Source organism: Nocardiopsis protaetiae (assembly GCF_045446735.1).
In the GTDB taxonomy this organism is placed as follows: domain Bacteria; phylum Actinomycetota; class Actinomycetes; order Streptosporangiales; family Streptosporangiaceae; genus Nocardiopsis; species Nocardiopsis protaetiae.
Genome location: NZ_JBJJBV010000167.1, coordinates 1 through 15317, shown reverse-complemented (window position 1 = coordinate 15317; position 15317 = coordinate 1). Strand labels below are relative to the sequence as shown.

At 74.2% G+C, this 15317-nt stretch carries 16 protein-coding genes; 12 read left to right on the top strand and 4 right to left on the bottom strand.

Annotated elements, in window-relative coordinates; genetic code table 11:
* From ACJOT3_RS23025 to ACJOT3_RS23010, 4 genes are all read right to left on the bottom strand, one after another.
* Window positions 1-991: pyridoxal-phosphate dependent enzyme (locus ACJOT3_RS23025; RefSeq protein ID WP_406975171.1), on the bottom strand; the 991-nt coding region annotated here is incomplete at its 3' end.
* Window positions 949-1911 (bottom strand): GHMP family kinase ATP-binding protein, encoded by a 963-nt coding sequence (locus ACJOT3_RS23020; RefSeq protein ID WP_406975170.1) that lies wholly within the window; start codon window positions 1909-1911, stop codon window positions 949-951. The genes ACJOT3_RS23020 and ACJOT3_RS23025, both read right to left, overlap by 43 nt.
* Entirely contained in the window at window positions 1908-2717 is an 810-nt protein-coding gene (locus ACJOT3_RS23015) for a Rossmann-like domain-containing protein (RefSeq protein WP_406975169.1), read from the bottom strand. Before ACJOT3_RS23015 ends, ACJOT3_RS23020 begins: the two co-directional genes overlap by 4 nt.
* Window positions 2714-3439, bottom strand: coding sequence for a methyltransferase (locus tag ACJOT3_RS23010; RefSeq protein ID WP_406975168.1), 726 nt, complete (start codon window positions 3437-3439; stop codon window positions 2714-2716). The genes ACJOT3_RS23015 and ACJOT3_RS23010 overlap by 4 nt, the downstream gene beginning before the upstream one ends.
* A 303-nt stretch (window positions 3440-3742) precedes the next feature.
* Here ACJOT3_RS23010 and ACJOT3_RS23005 point away from each other — a divergent pair, with 303 nt between their 5' ends.
* From ACJOT3_RS23005 to ACJOT3_RS22950, 12 genes are all read left to right on the top strand, one after another.
* The gene (locus ACJOT3_RS23005) at window positions 3743-5017 is read left to right on the top strand and encodes an MFS transporter (protein ID WP_406975167.1); all 1275 of its coding nucleotides are present in this window, start codon (window positions 3743-3745) and stop codon (window positions 5015-5017) included.
* 289 nt (window positions 5018-5306) lie between these two features.
* On the top strand, window positions 5307-6392 hold the full coding sequence (locus ACJOT3_RS23000) for a CobW family GTP-binding protein (RefSeq protein ID WP_406975166.1): 1086 nt from the start codon (window positions 5307-5309) through the stop codon (window positions 6390-6392).
* Between the two features lie 12 nt (window positions 6393-6404).
* A complete protein-coding gene (gene rpsR, locus ACJOT3_RS22995) occupies window positions 6405-6659 on the top strand; it encodes a 30S ribosomal protein S18 (RefSeq protein ID WP_406975165.1) in 255 nt (84 codons plus the stop codon).
* Between the two features lie 35 nt (window positions 6660-6694).
* Window positions 6695-6931, top strand: coding sequence for a 50S ribosomal protein L28 (rpmB, locus tag ACJOT3_RS22990; protein ID WP_406975164.1), 237 nt, complete (start codon window positions 6695-6697; stop codon window positions 6929-6931).
* Window positions 6931-7236 carry a 30S ribosomal protein S14 gene (gene rpsN / locus ACJOT3_RS22985; protein ID WP_406975163.1) on the top strand — a complete coding sequence of 102 codons (306 nt, stop codon included), beginning with the start codon at window positions 6931-6933 and terminating at the stop codon, window positions 7234-7236. The genes rpmB and rpsN overlap by 1 nt, the downstream gene beginning before the upstream one ends.
* A 477-nt stretch (window positions 7237-7713) precedes the next feature.
* On the top strand, window positions 7714-8838 hold the full coding sequence (locus ACJOT3_RS22980; protein ID WP_406975162.1) for a FecCD family ABC transporter permease: 1125 nt from the start codon (window positions 7714-7716) through the stop codon (window positions 8836-8838).
* Window positions 8838-9620 (top strand): ABC transporter ATP-binding protein, encoded by a 783-nt coding sequence (locus ACJOT3_RS22975; protein WP_406975161.1) that lies wholly within the window; start codon window positions 8838-8840, stop codon window positions 9618-9620. The genes ACJOT3_RS22980 and ACJOT3_RS22975 overlap by 1 nt, the downstream gene beginning before the upstream one ends.
* A complete protein-coding gene (locus ACJOT3_RS22970; protein ID WP_406975160.1) occupies window positions 9617-10609 on the top strand; it encodes an ABC transporter substrate-binding protein in 993 nt (330 codons plus the stop codon). Before ACJOT3_RS22975 ends, ACJOT3_RS22970 begins: the two co-directional genes overlap by 4 nt.
* Before the next feature lie 64 nt (window positions 10610-10673).
* Window positions 10674-11597, top strand: coding sequence for a LysR family transcriptional regulator (locus tag ACJOT3_RS22965; protein ID WP_406975159.1), 924 nt, complete (start codon window positions 10674-10676; stop codon window positions 11595-11597).
* 112 nt (window positions 11598-11709) lie between these two features.
* Window positions 11710-12894, top strand: coding sequence for an alcohol dehydrogenase catalytic domain-containing protein (locus ACJOT3_RS22960; protein WP_406975158.1), 1185 nt, complete (start codon window positions 11710-11712; stop codon window positions 12892-12894).
* Between the two features lie 52 nt (window positions 12895-12946).
* Window positions 12947-13354 carry a ChaB family protein gene (locus tag ACJOT3_RS22955; protein ID WP_406975157.1) on the top strand — a complete coding sequence of 136 codons (408 nt, stop codon included), beginning with the start codon at window positions 12947-12949 and terminating at the stop codon, window positions 13352-13354.
* A 59-nt stretch (window positions 13355-13413) separates the two neighbouring features.
* Entirely contained in the window at window positions 13414-15228 is a 1815-nt protein-coding gene (locus tag ACJOT3_RS22950; protein WP_406975156.1) for a thiamine pyrophosphate-requiring protein, read from the top strand.
* Window positions 15229-15317: the final 89 nt, after the last annotated feature.

The window sequence follows — 15317 nt, the reverse complement described above, 5'->3', positions numbered from 1 at the left end:
GGGCGGGCGCCCGCCCCCACTCCATCCGCGACCAGGGCGCCGCCAGCTCCCCGGTGTCGCGGATCGCCACCGGCTCCAGCTCCCCCACCGGCGGCGCCTGCCCGTGGCGGGCGAACACCGATTCCACGTACCGGTGCCCGGTGTCGGCGGCCACGAACACCACCCGCCGCTCGGGCGCCCGCCGCGCCTCCCAGCGGGCCACCAGGTGGGCCGCCCCGCTGGAGAGCCCCGCGAACACCGCGTGCTCGCGCAGCAGCGCCACACTCCCGGCCAGGGCGGCGTCGAACCCCACCCAGTGGATGACGTCGTACAGGGTGTGGTCCACGTTCCCGAACGGGATCGAGCTGCCGATCCCCGCGATGATGATCTCCTTGTCGCGCACCGCCTCCCCGCCGAAGGTGACGCTGCCGAAGGGCTGCACCCCCACCAGTTCGGTGTCGGGCGCCCGCTCGCGCAGGAACGCGGCCAGCGCCCCTGTCGAGGCCCCCGACCCCACCCCGCCGACCACCGTCACCGGCGCCGGGTCCAGCTCCTTGGCGATCAGGTCGGCCACCGCCCGGTACCCCAGGTAGTGCACCGAGTCGTGGTACTGCCGCATCCAGTGGTAGTCGGGGTGCTCGGCCAGCAGCTCCCGCACCCGGGCCACCCGCCGGCTCTGGTCGAACCGCAGGTCGTCGGAGGGCGGCACCTGTTCCAGGGTGGCGCCCAGGATCTCCAGCTGCACCCGGGTGGTCCGGTCGATGGTGGTGGACCCCACGATGTGGCAGCGCAGCCCGTACCGGTGGCAGGCCAGCGCCAACCCGTAGGCGTAGATGCCGCTGGAGCTGTCCATCAGGGTGTCGCCGGGGCGCACGGCCCCGGTGTCGAGCAGGTGGCGCACGGCCGCGGCGGCCGAGGCCACCTTCATGGATTCGAACCGCAGGCACACCAGCCCGCCGCCGAGGTCGATCAGGTCCGGTCTGCCAAGGGTCTCGCACACGTGGTCGTCCACGTCGTCTCTCCAGGGGTCGGGGGGCTGGTGGGAAAGACCCGGGTGGGCACGAGTCCCGCCCCGCGCAACCGGTCCAGGGCGGTGTCGATCCGGGCCCCCAGGTCGTCGGCGCGAGCGTCGAAGAGCACACCGGCGACGTTGCCGCTGTGCGCGACCTGGACGCCGACCGCCCCGCACAGGCGGGCGACGCCCTTGAGCGTCCCCAGTTCCGGCTTGGGCAGAACCCGTTGGTTCAACACGGCGCTCTCGGTGCTGATCCGCCCCACCTCGGCGGCGTCCTGGGCCGCGACCGCCTCCCGCAGCGCGGTGCGCAGCCGCTCCCCGGCGGCGGCCTCCACCCGGTCCACCCGGGCCCGCAGGCCCAACGTGTTGACCGGGGCGCCGCCGCCGGTCAGGCAGCCCACCACCACCAGCGGCGGCAGCGGCCCGCCCAGGTCCTCCAGGACCCGGCCCTCGCGCTGGGCGAACAGCAGCGCCCGCCCGCCCTCCCACATGAGGGGGTCGCTGGCGCCCTCGGCGGCCACCGCGATGCGGGCGACGGTGGCGGGGGTCGGGTCCACCCCGAACCCGGCGCACACCGCCCGCACCGCGGCGGTGACGTCGCTGGTGGAGGAGCCCAGCCCCAGCCCGGTGGGGGCGCCGCCGCGCAGCCGCAGCGTCCCCCCGCACACCCGCACGCGCCGGGTGGCGCATTCGGCGGCGGCCAGGGCGGCGGCGCGGGCCGCCTTGACCCGCCCGGGCGGGTGGACCTCCATCCGGTGGGCGGGGGTGCCGGGCCGGGGGGTGAACACGGCCTCGGTGACGGGGTCGGCCATGGGCAGGGTGACCAGGCCCCGGCGGGGCCGGCCGCGCCGGTCCAGGAACACCCCCTGGACGATCTCCCCGTGGTGGCAGGCGGCGCGGCCGGTGCCGGTGATCACGAACCGGCCCCCGCCCCGTCGGCGCGGTACCGGTACAGGGCGGTGGGCACCGCGCTGAACTGGGAGAACGGGAACGGTTCGGCGGACAGCGAACTGACCCCCTCGCCGAGCAGGGCGCGGGCCACGGCGGCGCCGCTCTGGGCGTACACCACCAGCGGGATGCCGCGTTCGCGACAGCGCGCCAGGATGGTGTCGAAGCTGCCGTTGCCCAGGGTCATGCCGGTGGCCACGATCGCGTCGGCCTCTTCCAGCACCCCGTCCATGGACGCGGCGACCTCGTCCCCCCACTGGGTGCGGCGCAGGTTCAGGTCGCACGGCAGGCACTGGCCGCCGCGTTCGCGGATGGCGGCGACCAGCGGGTTGACCACCCCGATCAACCCGACCTTGCGCCCCCGCGGGTCGGGCAGCAGCCCGGCGATGGCCGCGTCCCGCGCCACGGCCCGCTGTTCGGGGGTGCCCTCGGGCAGGGTGACGGCCTCCGCCCGGGGGTCGCGGTGGTGGGGCAGCGCGGCGGCCAGGTGGGCGTCCAGGGCGGCCAGCCGCAGCGGGGCGGGCCGCCCCTCGTCCAGCAGCTCGCCCAGCGGCAGCCCGGACGCCTCGGCGCACACCGCCGGGTCGAGCTCGCCGTCCTCGAACGCGCACGCGCCGAACGCGGCCCCGACCCGGACCAGCACGTACCGGTTGAGGTAGGTGACGTCGCCCCCGGCCAGGCGGGTGCCGTGGTGGACCCAGAACACGCTGGTGGCCACCGGCAGCGGCGCCGGGGAGGTGCGGGCCGCCTCGAACAGGTCGCTGAGGGTCTTCACGCGTCCCCTTCCCGGGTCAGGCGGAACAGGTAGGTGAGCACGCCGTCCTCCCAGTCGTGCAGGTGGGCGACCTCCGCCGAGAAGCCCAGGTCGGCGGCGCGCCCGATGATGGTGCGCAGGTCGGCGGTGTTGGAGACGATGAGGTGGACCTCCCCGCCGGGGGCGAGCAGTCCGCGTTCGGCGATCTGGGTGAAGAACGCGTCGGTCACCGGCGCGCCCACGCACACGTTGCGCACCACGTCGGGGTCCTCGCTCACCGCCTGGCTGACGGCGGGCGGGTTGAAGGTGATGACGTCGAACGCGGTGCCGCCCGGCACGGCGGAGAACTGGTCCGACACCTTGGCGGTGAACACGGTGCCGGGCGCGGCCTCCCCCACGACGCTCCGGTACACGGCCTCGGTGGCGGCGACGCTGTCGGGGTGCACGTCCAGGGCGTGGACGGTACGGGCGCCGCGCAGGGCGGCGACGGCGGCCTCCACGCCCAGCCCGCAGCCCATGGCGGCGTAGCGGCGGCCGCGCACGTCGATGGCGCCGTCGAGGATGCGCTGGTGGACCATGCGGCTGGTGGCGCCGGGCAGGAAGACGCCGGGGGGTACGTCCAGGGTCCACCCGTTCCATTCGTAGCGGCGGTGGGTGGCCAGGTCGGCGCGGGGGCGGTTGAGGTCGATGATCTGCGCGGCCGGGAGCGGGGGCGCCAGCGTGGCGATGAGCGAACGGTCCACTCGGTTCCTTTCGGGGGAGAAGGGGGTCGTCCTGAGCGGCACTATAGGGGAAATGAAAATCGTTGTCATCGATATGGGCGAACACGGAACGTGATCCATCCCGCACCCACGGGCGCGCCGCGGCGCGCCCGGGACGGACATTCCCACTTCTCCCCCCGCGAAAGCGGACCGCTTCCGGCCCGCCGCACCCCCTTGCCGACGCGCCGCCCGCCCCGATATCGCCACATCGGTCGCCACTGATAATCGTTTTCACTACAGTGGACGGGCAGCCATCACCACCTTCCGGAGAGTGAGAACCACCGCGTGTCCTCGACAACGGCGCCGAACACCGAACCCGCCGCCCACCCCGGCGGCCCGCTGCGCGACCCCGCCTTCTGGCGCCTGTGGAGCGCCACCACCGCCTCAGGGCTGGCCACCTGGGCCCTGCCCTTCATCCTGGGCCTGGCCGTCCTGGACGGCTCCCTCACCGTCACCGCCCTGGGCCTGGTCCTGGCCCTGCGCACCGCCGGCTTCCTCGTGGCCGTCCCCGCCGGCGGCCTGCTCGCCGACCGCCACTCCCGCCGCGCCGTCGTACTGTGGTCGGGCCTGGCCGCCGCCCTGGCCACCCCCGTCATCGTCCTGGGCCTGGGCACCTCCACCGCCCTCATGGCCGCGGCCGCCGTCGTCGTGGGCGCCGGCCAGGGCGCCTGCCGCCCCGCCTTCCAGGCCCTGACCGCCGAGGTCGTCGCCGAACGGCACCGCCAGCAGGCCAACGCCGCCCTCACCTTCTCCACCCGCGTCAGCACCCTGCTCGCCCCCGGCCTGACCGCCCTGCTGGCCCTGGTCACCGGCATCTGGGTGCTGCTGCTGGGCACCGCCGTCCTGTGGCTGGTCGCCGCCCTGGCCCCCGCCCCCGGCTCCCACACCCCGGGCACCGCCCCCGGGCCGCGCACCCGGGCGCCGTTCCACACCGAGTTCCTGGACGGCCTGGCCGAGGCCCGCCGCCACCCCTGGTTCCTGGCCGGGCTGGGCGCGCTCACCGTCGTCATCGCCACCGGCTACTCCGCCACCGGCGTCCTGCTGCCCCTGGCCAGCCGCGACCACTACGGCAGCGAGGCCGTCCTGGCCGGAGCCCTGACCGCCTACACCGCCGGCGCGCTGCTGGGCGCGGTGATCGTCTCGCGGTGGAAGCCGCGCGCCCGCGGCCGGGCGGCGCTGGCGGGGCTCGGCCTGTACGCGCTGGCCCCGCTGAGCCTGATCGCCCCCGTCGGCCCGGTCGTGGTCATGGCCGCCTACGCCCTGGTGGGGGTGGGCATCGAGCTGTTCAACGTCCCCTGGTTCACCGCCGTGCAGCGCGAGGTCGCCCCCGACAAGCTGGCCCGGGTCTCCTCCCTGGACTTCCTGTTCTCCTACGGGCTGGCCCCGGTGGGCCTGGCCCTCATCGGCCCGGCGGCCGCCGCCTGGGGCGCCGGGCCGGTGCTCATCGCCTGCGCCGCGGCCTGCCTGGCCGCCCCCGCCCTGGCCGCCCTGGCCCCCGGCGCGCGCACCTTCTCCACCCCCCGCCCCGCCCCCGAGGCCCGGGCCCCCGCCCAGGCCTGAGCCGCCCGCCACCGGCGCGGCGCCCGCCGTGAACGCCTCGGCCGACCGGGACGGGCCGGCCGAGGCGCGGTCCCGGGCACGATCCGGACCGCGCACCGGTCCGGCTGCGCGAGCGGCCCGCACACCGCCTCCGCGCGGACCCCGCTCACCGGGCCGACGGCAGGGGCGGCGCCCACCGCCGCTTCTCCGGCCCGCGCGAGAGGCGCCTCACACCCCGGGTGTCCCGGCCGGCGGCGGCCTCGTGTATCGTTTGAAAACGGTTTTCATTTTCAAGAGAGAGGAGGCGACCATGCGCGTGGCCGTGATCACCGGCCTGCACCGCCGAGCGCGCGAGCGCGCCGTCCAGGCCGCCCTGGAGGTGCCCCGCACCCTCGTCGTCCACCACGACCTGTCCGAGATCGGCGAGGGCACCGTCCACCGCATCACCCGCGACCACCGCGGCGAACTCGACCGCGACCCCGTCCACCTCGTCCACGCCTGCGCCTCGTGCACCCTGCGCGAGGACCTCATCCCCTTCCTGCTGGCCACCGCCGCCATCGGCGAACACGACCTGTGCGTCGTGGAGGCCTGGGACGGCGTCGAACCCCGCATGGTCGCCGAAGCGGTGGCCGCCCAGCCCGAGCTCACCCTCACCGCCGTCGTCACCGCCGTGGACGCCGACCGGCTGCTGCCCGACCTGGCCTGCCACGACGACCTCGTCGACCGCGGCCTGGACATCGCCGAGAACGACGAACGCGCCGTCAGCGAGGTCCTCACCGCCCAGATCGAGTACCCCACCGCGATCGCCCTGCACGGCCGCAGCCACCTCGCCGAGGCCCGCGCCCTGATCGAACACCTCAACCCGGCCGCCGCCGTCCTGGACCCCACCGACACCAGCGCCCTCACCGCCGGCCGCTTCGACACCGCCGCCGCCCACAACCGCTGCGACCCCCTGGGCGCCCACCACGGCGAACGCACCACCGGCCGCGTCCGCACCGTGGTGTGGTCCAGGCGCCGCCCCCTGCACCCGGCCCGCCTGCACGAGGCCATGGACCACCTGGTCTCCATGACCCTGCGCGGCCGCGGCCGCCTGTGGCTGGGCAGCCGCCCCGACACCGTCCTGGTGTGGGACTCCCACCGCGACCTGGCCACCGTGGCCGCCGCCGGCCCCTGGCTGGCCGCCCTGCCCGAGGCCGCGCTCGACCTGGTCCCCGAGGCCCGCCGCACCGGCGCCCTCCTGGACTGGGACCCGGCCGTGGGCGACCGCTGCCAGCACCTGGCGTTCACCGGCGTGGACCTGGACGCCGACCGGCTCACCGCCCTGCTCGACTCCTGCCTGACCACCGACGACGAGACCGCCTTCGCCGACGACCCCTTCGCCGCCGCCGAAGGCTGAGAGGAGGCCCCCGTGGCCGACCGACGCACCACCGACAAGAACAAGAAGAAGACACCCCGCAAGTTCGCCAACCCGCTGGGCGACGCCGACCACGTCGACTACAAGGACACCGACCTGCTGCGCCGGTTCATCTCCGAGAAGGGCAAGATCCGCAGCCGCCGCGTCACCCGCGTCACCGCCCGCCAGCAGCGCCTCATCGCCGCCGCGGTCAAGAACGCCCGCGAGATGGCCCTGCTCCCCTACCCCGGCCCCGCCACCACCCGCTGACACCCGCCCCGAAAGAAAAAGAAAGGAACCCGCCCGTGTCCCGCGTCTGCCAGGTCACCGGCAAGGCACCCGCCTTCGGCCACGCGATCTCCCACTCCCACCGGCGCACCAAGCGCCGCTTCGACCCCAACATCCAGACCAAGCGGTACTGGCTGCCCAGCGAGCAGCGGTTCGTCAAACTCAAGGTCAGCACCAAGGGGATGAAGGTCATCGACGCCCGCGGCATCGAACGCGTCGTCGCCGACATCCGCGCCCGCGGGGAGAAGGTCTGATGGCCAAGAAGAGCAAGATCGCCCGCAACGAGCAGCGCAAGGCCACCGTCGCCCGCTACGCCGAGCGCCGCGCCGAACTCAAGCGCCTCATCAAGAGCCCGCACACCGACGAGGACACACGCGCCGCCGCGGTGGCCGAGCTGCGACGCCAGCCCCGCGACGCCAGCGCCACCCGGGTGCGCAACCGCGACTCCGTCGACGGTCGGCCCCGCGGGCACCTGCGCAGGTTCGGGCTGTCCCGGATCCGCTTCCGCGAGATGGCCCACCGCGGCGAGCTGCCGGGCATCACCAAGTCCAGCTGGTAGCGGGCGCCGCCCGGCGGCCCCGGGCGGCCCTGCCGCGGCCCGCGCCGCCCCCGCACGGCCGCTGCGGGCCCGGTCATCCCGGAGGCCCCGTCCGACCGGCCCCCCGCGCGGCCCGCGAACCCTCCCGGTCCGGGCGCCCCCGCCGAGTCCTCTCTCCCTCCTCACGGCGGGGGCGCCCCCGCATCAAGGAGCGCGCCCTCACGACAGGGCCGCCCTCCTTCCGGCGAGGACACCTCCCCCTCCCCCGGCAGGACGCCCCCTCGCCTCGGGGGCGCTCTCCCGGCAGGAGAGGGGCGCTCCCCCATGACGCGGGCGCCCCCTCACGGCGGGGACACCCTCGCGCACCAGGCCCGGACACCCGGCCGGCCCGCATCTTCCGCGTTCCCCTCCCACCGGGGACACACGCCCTCTACCATGACAACCGTTGTCATTTCCATCACGTGGCGCGACCACGCCCCGACCCCACCAGGAGCACGGGTGTCCCCGACCCCAGCACCCCCACCCACCGCACCGCCCCTGACCACACCCACCACCCCCACCCCGCCCGCCGGCCCCCGCTGGCTCACCACCCCCGCCGGCACCACCGCCGCCGCCACCCTCCTGGCCCTGCTCCTGGCCGCCTCCACCCTGCCCGCCATCGGCCTGGGCACCGCCCTGGTCCCACCCGCCGAGACCGCCCGCTACCTGTGGGCCGCCCTCACCGGCGGCACCATCACCCCCGACGAACTCACCCGCTACCAGATCATCTGGAACATCCGCACCCCCCGCGTGGTCCTCGCCGCCCTCGTCGGAGCCGGCCTGGGCGCCGTCGGCGTCGCCGTCCAGGCCCTGGTCCGCAACCCCCTCGCCGACCCCTACATCCTCGGCGTCTCCTCCGGCGCCTCCGTCGGCGCCGTCACCGTCGGCGTCCTGGGGGCCCTGGCCGCCCTGGGCCCCTACGCCGTCTCCGCCGGCGCCTTCGCCGGAGCCCTCACCGCGACCCTGCTCGTCCACCTCATCGCCCGCACCGGCACCGGCATCACCCCCCTGCGCCTGGTCCTGACCGGTGTCGCCCTCTCCTTCGGTTTCCAGGCCCTGATGAGCGTCATCGTCTACCTCGTCCCCGGCAACGAGGCCACCGCCACCGTCCTGTTCTGGACCATGGGCGGGTTCGGCGCCGCCACCTGGGGCTCCCTGCCCGTGGTCGCCGCCCTCGTCCTCGCCGGACTGGCCGCCCTGCACACCCTGGCCCGCCGCCTGGACGCCGCCGCCCTGGGCGACGAGACCGCCGCCAGCCTGGGCGTGGACACCGACCGCCTGCGCCGCACCCTGTTCCTCATCACCGCCCTGATGACCGGCGCCATGGTCGCCGTCAGCGGCGCCATCGGCTTCGTCGGCCTGGTCGTCCCCCACGTGGTGCGCATCCTCGTCGGCTCCGCCCACCGCCGCGTCCTCACCATCGCCCCCCTGGCCGGAGCGGTCCTGATGATCTGGGTCGACCTGGCCTCGCGCACCCTGGCCGCCCCCCGCGAACTCCCCCTGGGCGTGCTCACCGCCCTCATCGGCGTCCCGGTGTTCCTCACCCTCATGCGCCGCCGCGGCTACCTGTTCGGAGGCCGCTGATGCACCTGGACCTGGACTCCCTCACCGTCGCCGTCAACGGCACCACCCTCGTCCACGCCCTGTCCCTGGACGTCCCCGACGGCTCCGTCGTCGGCCTCATCGGTCCCAACGGGTCGGGCAAGTCCACCGCCCTGCGCTGCCTCTACCGGGCCCTGCGCCCCACCGGCGGCACCGTCCGCGTCGGCGGCGACGACCTGGCCGCCCTCACCCCCCGCGAGGGCGCCCGCCGCATCGCCGCCCTCACCCAGGAGAACGGCAGCGACCTCGACTTCACCGTCGCCGAGGTCGTCGCCCTGGGCCGCGTCCCCCACCAGCGCGGCAACACCCCCCTCACCGCCCGCGAACACGACCTGTGCACCCGCGCCATGGACGCCATGGACATCACCCACCTCGCCCACCGCGGCGTGCTCACCCTCTCCGGCGGCGAACGCCAACGCGTCCTCATGGCCCGCGCCCTGGTCCAGGAACCCCGGGTCCTCGTCCTGGACGAGCCCACCAACCACCTCGACGTCCGCCACCAGATCCACCTGCTGTCCCTGCTGCGCCAGGTCGGCGTCACCACCCTGGTCGTCCTGCACGACCTCAACCTGGCCGCCGCGGCCTGCGACCGCATCGGCGTCCTGGACGCCGGACGCCTGGTCGCCACCGGCACCCCCGCCGACGTGCTCACCCCCGACCTGGTCCGCGAGGTGTTCGGCGTCCGGGCCACCGTCGTCCCCCACCCGCTGACCGGCGCACCCCAGCTCCTCTACCGGCTCACCCACCAGGAAGGCACCCCGTGAACCACCGTCCCCTGACCGCCCTGACCCTGGCCGCACTGGCCGCCACCGGCTGCGGCGCCACCGTCGAATCCGACCCCGCCCAGGCGGGGGCCGCCACCGAGACCGTCACCGTCAACCGCTGCGGCGAGGAGATCGAGTACACCACCCCCCACCGGGCGGTCGTCTACGAAGGCGGCAGCGCCGACAAGATGTTCGCCCTGGGCCTGACCGACCACGTGCACGGCTACGTCATGCCCCCCGCCAACCCGCCCGTCACCGAATCCCCCTGGGCCGACGAGTACGCCGAGGTCGAATTCCTCAGCGACGACCTCCTCAACCGCGAACTCGTCGTGGACGCCGAGGCCGACTTCGTCCTGGCTGGCTGGAACTCCGGGTTCAGCGACCAGCGCGGCATCACCCCCCAGATCCTCGACGGGCTCGGCATCCAGAGCTTCATGCACACCGAGTCCTGCTTCAACTACCCCGGCTTCCCCGAGCAGGCCACCCCCTTCGAGGGCCTCTACACCGACCTGGAGCGCCTGGGTGCGATCTTCGGCGTCGAGGAACGGGCCGCGGAGCTGGTCGCCGACTACCGGGCCCGCGTCGAGGCCGTCCAGGAGCAGGCCCCCGACGGCGACCCCGTCCCGGTGTTCCTCTACGACTCCGGCACCGACCAGGCCTTCACCGCCGGATCCCAGGTGCCGCCCAACGACATCATCCGCTTCGCGGGAGGGCGGAACATCTTCCACGACCTGGACGAGCGCTGGACCCAGGTCGGCTGGGAGGCCGTCGTCCAGGCCCGGCCGGAGATCATCATCATCCTCGACTACGGCGACCAGCCCGCCGACGACAAGATCGCCTTCCTCCAGGACCTGCCCGCCCTCGCCGACGTCCCCGCCGTCAAGGACGAGAACTTCTTCGTCCTGAACTACAACGAGGGCATCTCCGGCCCCCGCAACATCGACGGCCTGGAGAACTTCGCCGCCTACCTGCACGAACACACCGCCTGACCGCCCCCGCCCGCCCCGGCCCACCACCCCCGGGGCGGGCCCGCACCCGGCGATAATGGACACCGTGGAACTACGCCAGGTCGAATACTTCATCGCCGTCGCCGAAGAACGCAGCTTCACCCGCGCCGCCGAACGCACCCACGTCTCCCAATCGGGCCTGTCCGCGGCCATCCGCACCCTGGAGCGCGAACTCGGCTCACCCCTGTTCCACCGCACCACCCGCAGCGTCGAACTCTCCCCCGCCGGATTCGCCCTCCTGCCCAAGGCCCGCGGCATGCTCGACCTGGCCGCCGCCGGCCGCGACGCCGTCGCCGCCACCACCACCCACCTCCAGGGCTCCCTGCGCCTGGGCAGCGAACAGTGCCTGGGCGTCATCGACATCACCGAACTCCTGGCCCGCTTCCACCGCCGCCACCCCCACGTCGACATCGTCTTCGACCAGGCCGGCAGCACCACCCTGCTGGAGCGCATGCGCCAGGGGACCCTCGACGTCGCCTTCGTCGCCACCGCCGGCACCCACCGGCCCACCGACCGGCTGCGCTGGCTCCCCCTGGCCGCCGAACCCCTCCTCCTGCTCTGCCCACCCGAGCACCCCCTCACCGAACAGGAGGCCGTGCACTGGGCCGACCTGGACGGACACCGCTTCATCGACCTCGAACCCAGCTGGGCCGCCCGCGAGATCAACGAGGACGCCTTCGCCGCCCACGGCGTCCAACGTCGCGTCGGCTACACCGTCAACGACATCCACACCCTCATCGACCTGGTCCGCCGCGGCCTGGGCATCGCCCTGGTCCCCGCCCCCGTCGCCCGCAAACCCCACGCCCACGGGCTGCCCGCCCGCCCCCTGGCCGACACCGCCGACCACCCCTGGCGCGTCAGCGCCGTCGCCCGCACCACCGACCAGGTCACCTCCGCGTTCCTCCAGAACCTCCCCGACCCCCTCCAGCCCCCCACCCCCAACGGACACCCACCGGCGCGGCCCTCCTGACCCCCACCGGCCTCCCCCGCCCCGACCGACCGCCGGTGTTTTCACCCCACGCCCCCGGGTAGTGGCCCGCCCACGAACCGACGACACCCGGGCGACACCGCAAGGAGGGGCAATGAAGGCGGTCGTATGGAACGGCACCCGTGACGTGCGCACCGAACAGGTCCCCGACCCGCGCATCGAGCAGCCCGACGACGTCATCCTGCGCGTCGACAGCTCCGGCCTGTGCGGATCCGACCTGCACCTGTACGAGGTCCTGGGCCCCTTCATGCACGCCGGCGACGTCCTGGGCCACGAACCCCTGGGCACCATCGCCGAGGTCGGCCCCGCCGTGCACGCCCTCACCCCGGGCGAACGCGTCGTCATCCCCTTCCAGATCTCCTGCGACCGCTGCACCATGTGCGCCACCGGCCTGCAGACCCAGTGCGAGAACACCCGCGACGACCAACAGGGCACCGGCGCCGCCATCTACGGCTACAGCTCCCTGTACGGATCCGTCCCCGGCGCCCAGGCCGAATACCTGCGCGTCCCCCGCGCCGAGGCCAACGCCATCCCCGTCCCCGCGGACGGGCCCGACGACCGCTACGTGCTGCTGTCCGACGTGCTGCCCACCGCCTGGCAGGCCGTCGCCTACGCCGACATCCCGCCCGACGGCTCCGTCGCCGTCCTGGGGCTGGGCCCCATCGGCGACATGTGCTGCCGCGTCGCCCGCCACCAGGGCGCCGCCCGGGTCTTCGGCGTGGACCCCGTCCCCGAACGCCGCGAACGCGCCGCCGCCCGCGGCGCCCAGGTCTTCGACCCCTCCGACGGCACCGACGACCTCATCGACACCATCCGCGAGCACACCCGCGGCCAGGGCCCCGACGCCGTCATCGACGCCGTCGGACTGGAGGCCCAGGGCCACGGCTCGGCCCGCTTCGCCCAACGGCTCACCACGTTCCTGCCCAAGGGCACCGCGGCCAAGCTCATGGAGACCGCCGGCGTGGACCGCCTCTCCGCCCTACAGACCGCCATCGACCTGGTCCGCCGCGGCGGCACCATCTCCATCATCGGCGTCTACGGCGGCACCGCCGACCCGCTGCCCATGCTCACCCTCTTCGACAAGCAGATCCAGCTCCGCATGGGCCAGGCCAACGTGCGCCGGTGGGCGCCCGCCATCCTGCCCCTGCTCAACGAACACGACGTGCTGGGCGTCGAGGACTTCGCCACCCACCACGTCGGCCTGGACGAGGCCGCCGACGCCTACGCCATGTTCCAGGCCAAACGGGACGGCGCCGTCAAGGTCCTCTTCCGGCCCTGACCCGCACACCCGGACCGACCCGCACCACCACACCACTTCCGAGGAGGCGACCATGCCCGGCACCCGGGAACTCCCCGACACCCTGCGCCGCAGCTCCAAGAAGGCCCAGCGCACCTGGATCAAGGCCCACGACTCGGCCGTCGACCAGTACGGCGAGGGCGAACGCGCCCACCGGGTCGCCATGGCCGCCGTCAAGCACTCCTTCGAGAAGGTCGGCGACCACTGGGAGGCCAAGGACACCAAGGGCCCCTCCGACCCCCGCGCCGCCGACCCCGACGCCAGGAAACGCACCGGCTCCCAGGGCACCGCCGGAGGCGTGGACGCCAACGCCACCAAGGACCACCTCTACGCCCAGGCCCGCCGCCTGGGCGTCCAGGGCCGCTCGAAGATGACCAAGGCCCAGCTCGTGGACGCCCTGCAAAAGGAGAGCGGCACCCGCACCTCACGCGCCCGCAACTGACCGACACAGAGCCGCGGGGGCCGCATCCCGTCCGCGGTCCCCGTGCCCGAGGGGGAGAGATGACGCAGAACGTCGCCGACCACCTGCTGCGCCGACTGTCGCAATGGGGGGTCACCAAGATCTTCGGCTACCCCGGGGACGGCATCAACGGACTCATCGCCCAGATGGGACGCCTCCCCGACGGACCCCGGTTCGTCCAGAGCCGCCACGAGGAGATGTCCGCCTTCGAAGCCGTCGGCTACGCCAAGTTCGGCCAGGGCCCCGGCGTGTGCCTGGCCACCGGCGGCCCCGGCGCCATCCACCTCCTCAACGGCCTCTACGACGCCGAACTCGACCGGGTCCCGGTGGTCGCCATCGTCGGCCAGACCGACCGCACCGCCCTGGGCGGCTCCTACCAGCAGGAGGTGGACCTGCACTCGCTGTTCAAGGACGTCGCCGCCTACCTGGCCACCGTCACCGTCCCCGAACAGCTGCCCAACGTCCTGGACCGGGCGGTGCGCACCGCCCTGGGCCGCTCCGCACCCGCCGTGATCATCATCCCGGGCGACGTGCAGGAACTCGACTACACCCCACCCGAACACGCCTTCAAACACGTCCCCTCCAGCGCACCCGACCTGCTCTTCGAACAGTCCCGGGCCCTGCCCCCGGTCCACGAACTGGACCGGGCCGCCCAGGTCATCGACGCCGGCGAACGCGTCGCCGTCCTCATCGGCCAGGGCGCCCGCGGCGCCGCCCAGGAGGTCCTGGACCTGGCCGACGCCACCGGAGCCGGCATCGCCAAGGCCCTGCTCGGCAAGGACGTCCTGCCCGACGACCTGCCCGAGGTCACCGGCGGCATCGGACTGCTGGGCACCCGCCCCTCCTGGGAGCTCATGCGCGACTGCGACACCCTGGTCATCATCGGCTCCAACATGCCCTACACCCAGTTCCTGCCGCCCTTCGGCCGCCGCGCCGTCCAGATCGACACCGACCCCGGCGCCATCGGCATGCGCTACCCCACCGAGGTCAACCTGGTGGGCGACGCCAAGGCCACCCTGCGCGCCCTCCTGGAACGCCTGGACCGCCCCGACGAGCTCACCGGCCCGCGCCGCCGCTGGCGCGACACCGTCGAGGACGGCGTCGCCCGCTGGTGGGAGGTCCTGGACGCCCAGGCCCGCGTCCCCGCCGACCCCGTCAACCCCATGCTCATCGTCCACGAGCTGTCCCTGCGCGTCCCCGACGACGCCATCGTCACCGCCGACTCCGGGTCCGTCACCAACTGGTACGCCCGCCTGCTCAAGATGCGCGCGAACATGCGCGGATCCCTGTCCGGGACCCTGGCGACCATGGGCTGCGCCGTGCCCTACGCCATCGGCGCCAAGTTCGCCCACCCCGACCGGCCCGCCATCGCCCTGGTCGGCGACGGCGCCATGCAGATGAACGGGCTCATGGAACTGCTCACCGCCCGCCGCTACCACGAACTGTGGGACGACCCCCGCCTGGTGGTGTGCGTCCTGCACAACAACGACCTCAACCAGGTCACCTGGGAACTGCGCGCCATGGGCGGCTCACCCAAGACCCCGTTCTCCCAGGACCTGCCCGAGCTGTCCTACGCCGCCTTCGCCGAACAGGCCGGGCTCCTCGGCATCACCGTCGACCACCCCGAGGACGTCGGCCCGGCCTGGGACCGGGCCCTGGCCGCCGACCGCCCGGCCCTCATCGACGTGCGCTGCGACGCCGACATCCCGCCCATCCCGCCCCAGGTCGACCGCGAACAGCTCGTCGACACCGTCAAGGCCCTGCTGTCGGGCGACCCCGAGCGGCGCGGCGTCATCGCCCGCGGCCTGGCCGCCAAGGCCCGCGAGTTCTGGCCCGGCCGCGGCCGCACCACCTGAACACCCGAACCTGAAGACCCGACCGAAAAAAAAGGGGGGCGGGGCGGACCGGAGTCCGCCCCGCCCCCGCGCGGTCAACCGGCCTGGAT

Coding starts and splice junctions, on each gene's coding strand:
- ACJOT3_RS23000 (WP_406975166.1), top strand. CDS start 5,307: ATGCGCGTGGCCGTGATCACCGGCCTGCACCGCCGAGCGCGCGAGCGC.
- rpsN (WP_406975163.1), top strand. CDS start 6,931: ATGGCCAAGAAGAGCAAGATCGCCCGCAACGAGCAGCGCAAGGCCACC.
- ACJOT3_RS22975 (WP_406975161.1), top strand. CDS start 8,838: ATGCACCTGGACCTGGACTCCCTCACCGTCGCCGTCAACGGCACCACC.
- ACJOT3_RS22960 (WP_406975158.1), top strand. CDS start 11,710: ATGAAGGCGGTCGTATGGAACGGCACCCGTGACGTGCGCACCGAACAG.
- ACJOT3_RS22955 (WP_406975157.1), top strand. CDS start 12,947: ATGCCCGGCACCCGGGAACTCCCCGACACCCTGCGCCGCAGCTCCAAG.
- ACJOT3_RS22950 (WP_406975156.1), top strand. CDS start 13,414: ATGACGCAGAACGTCGCCGACCACCTGCTGCGCCGACTGTCGCAATGG.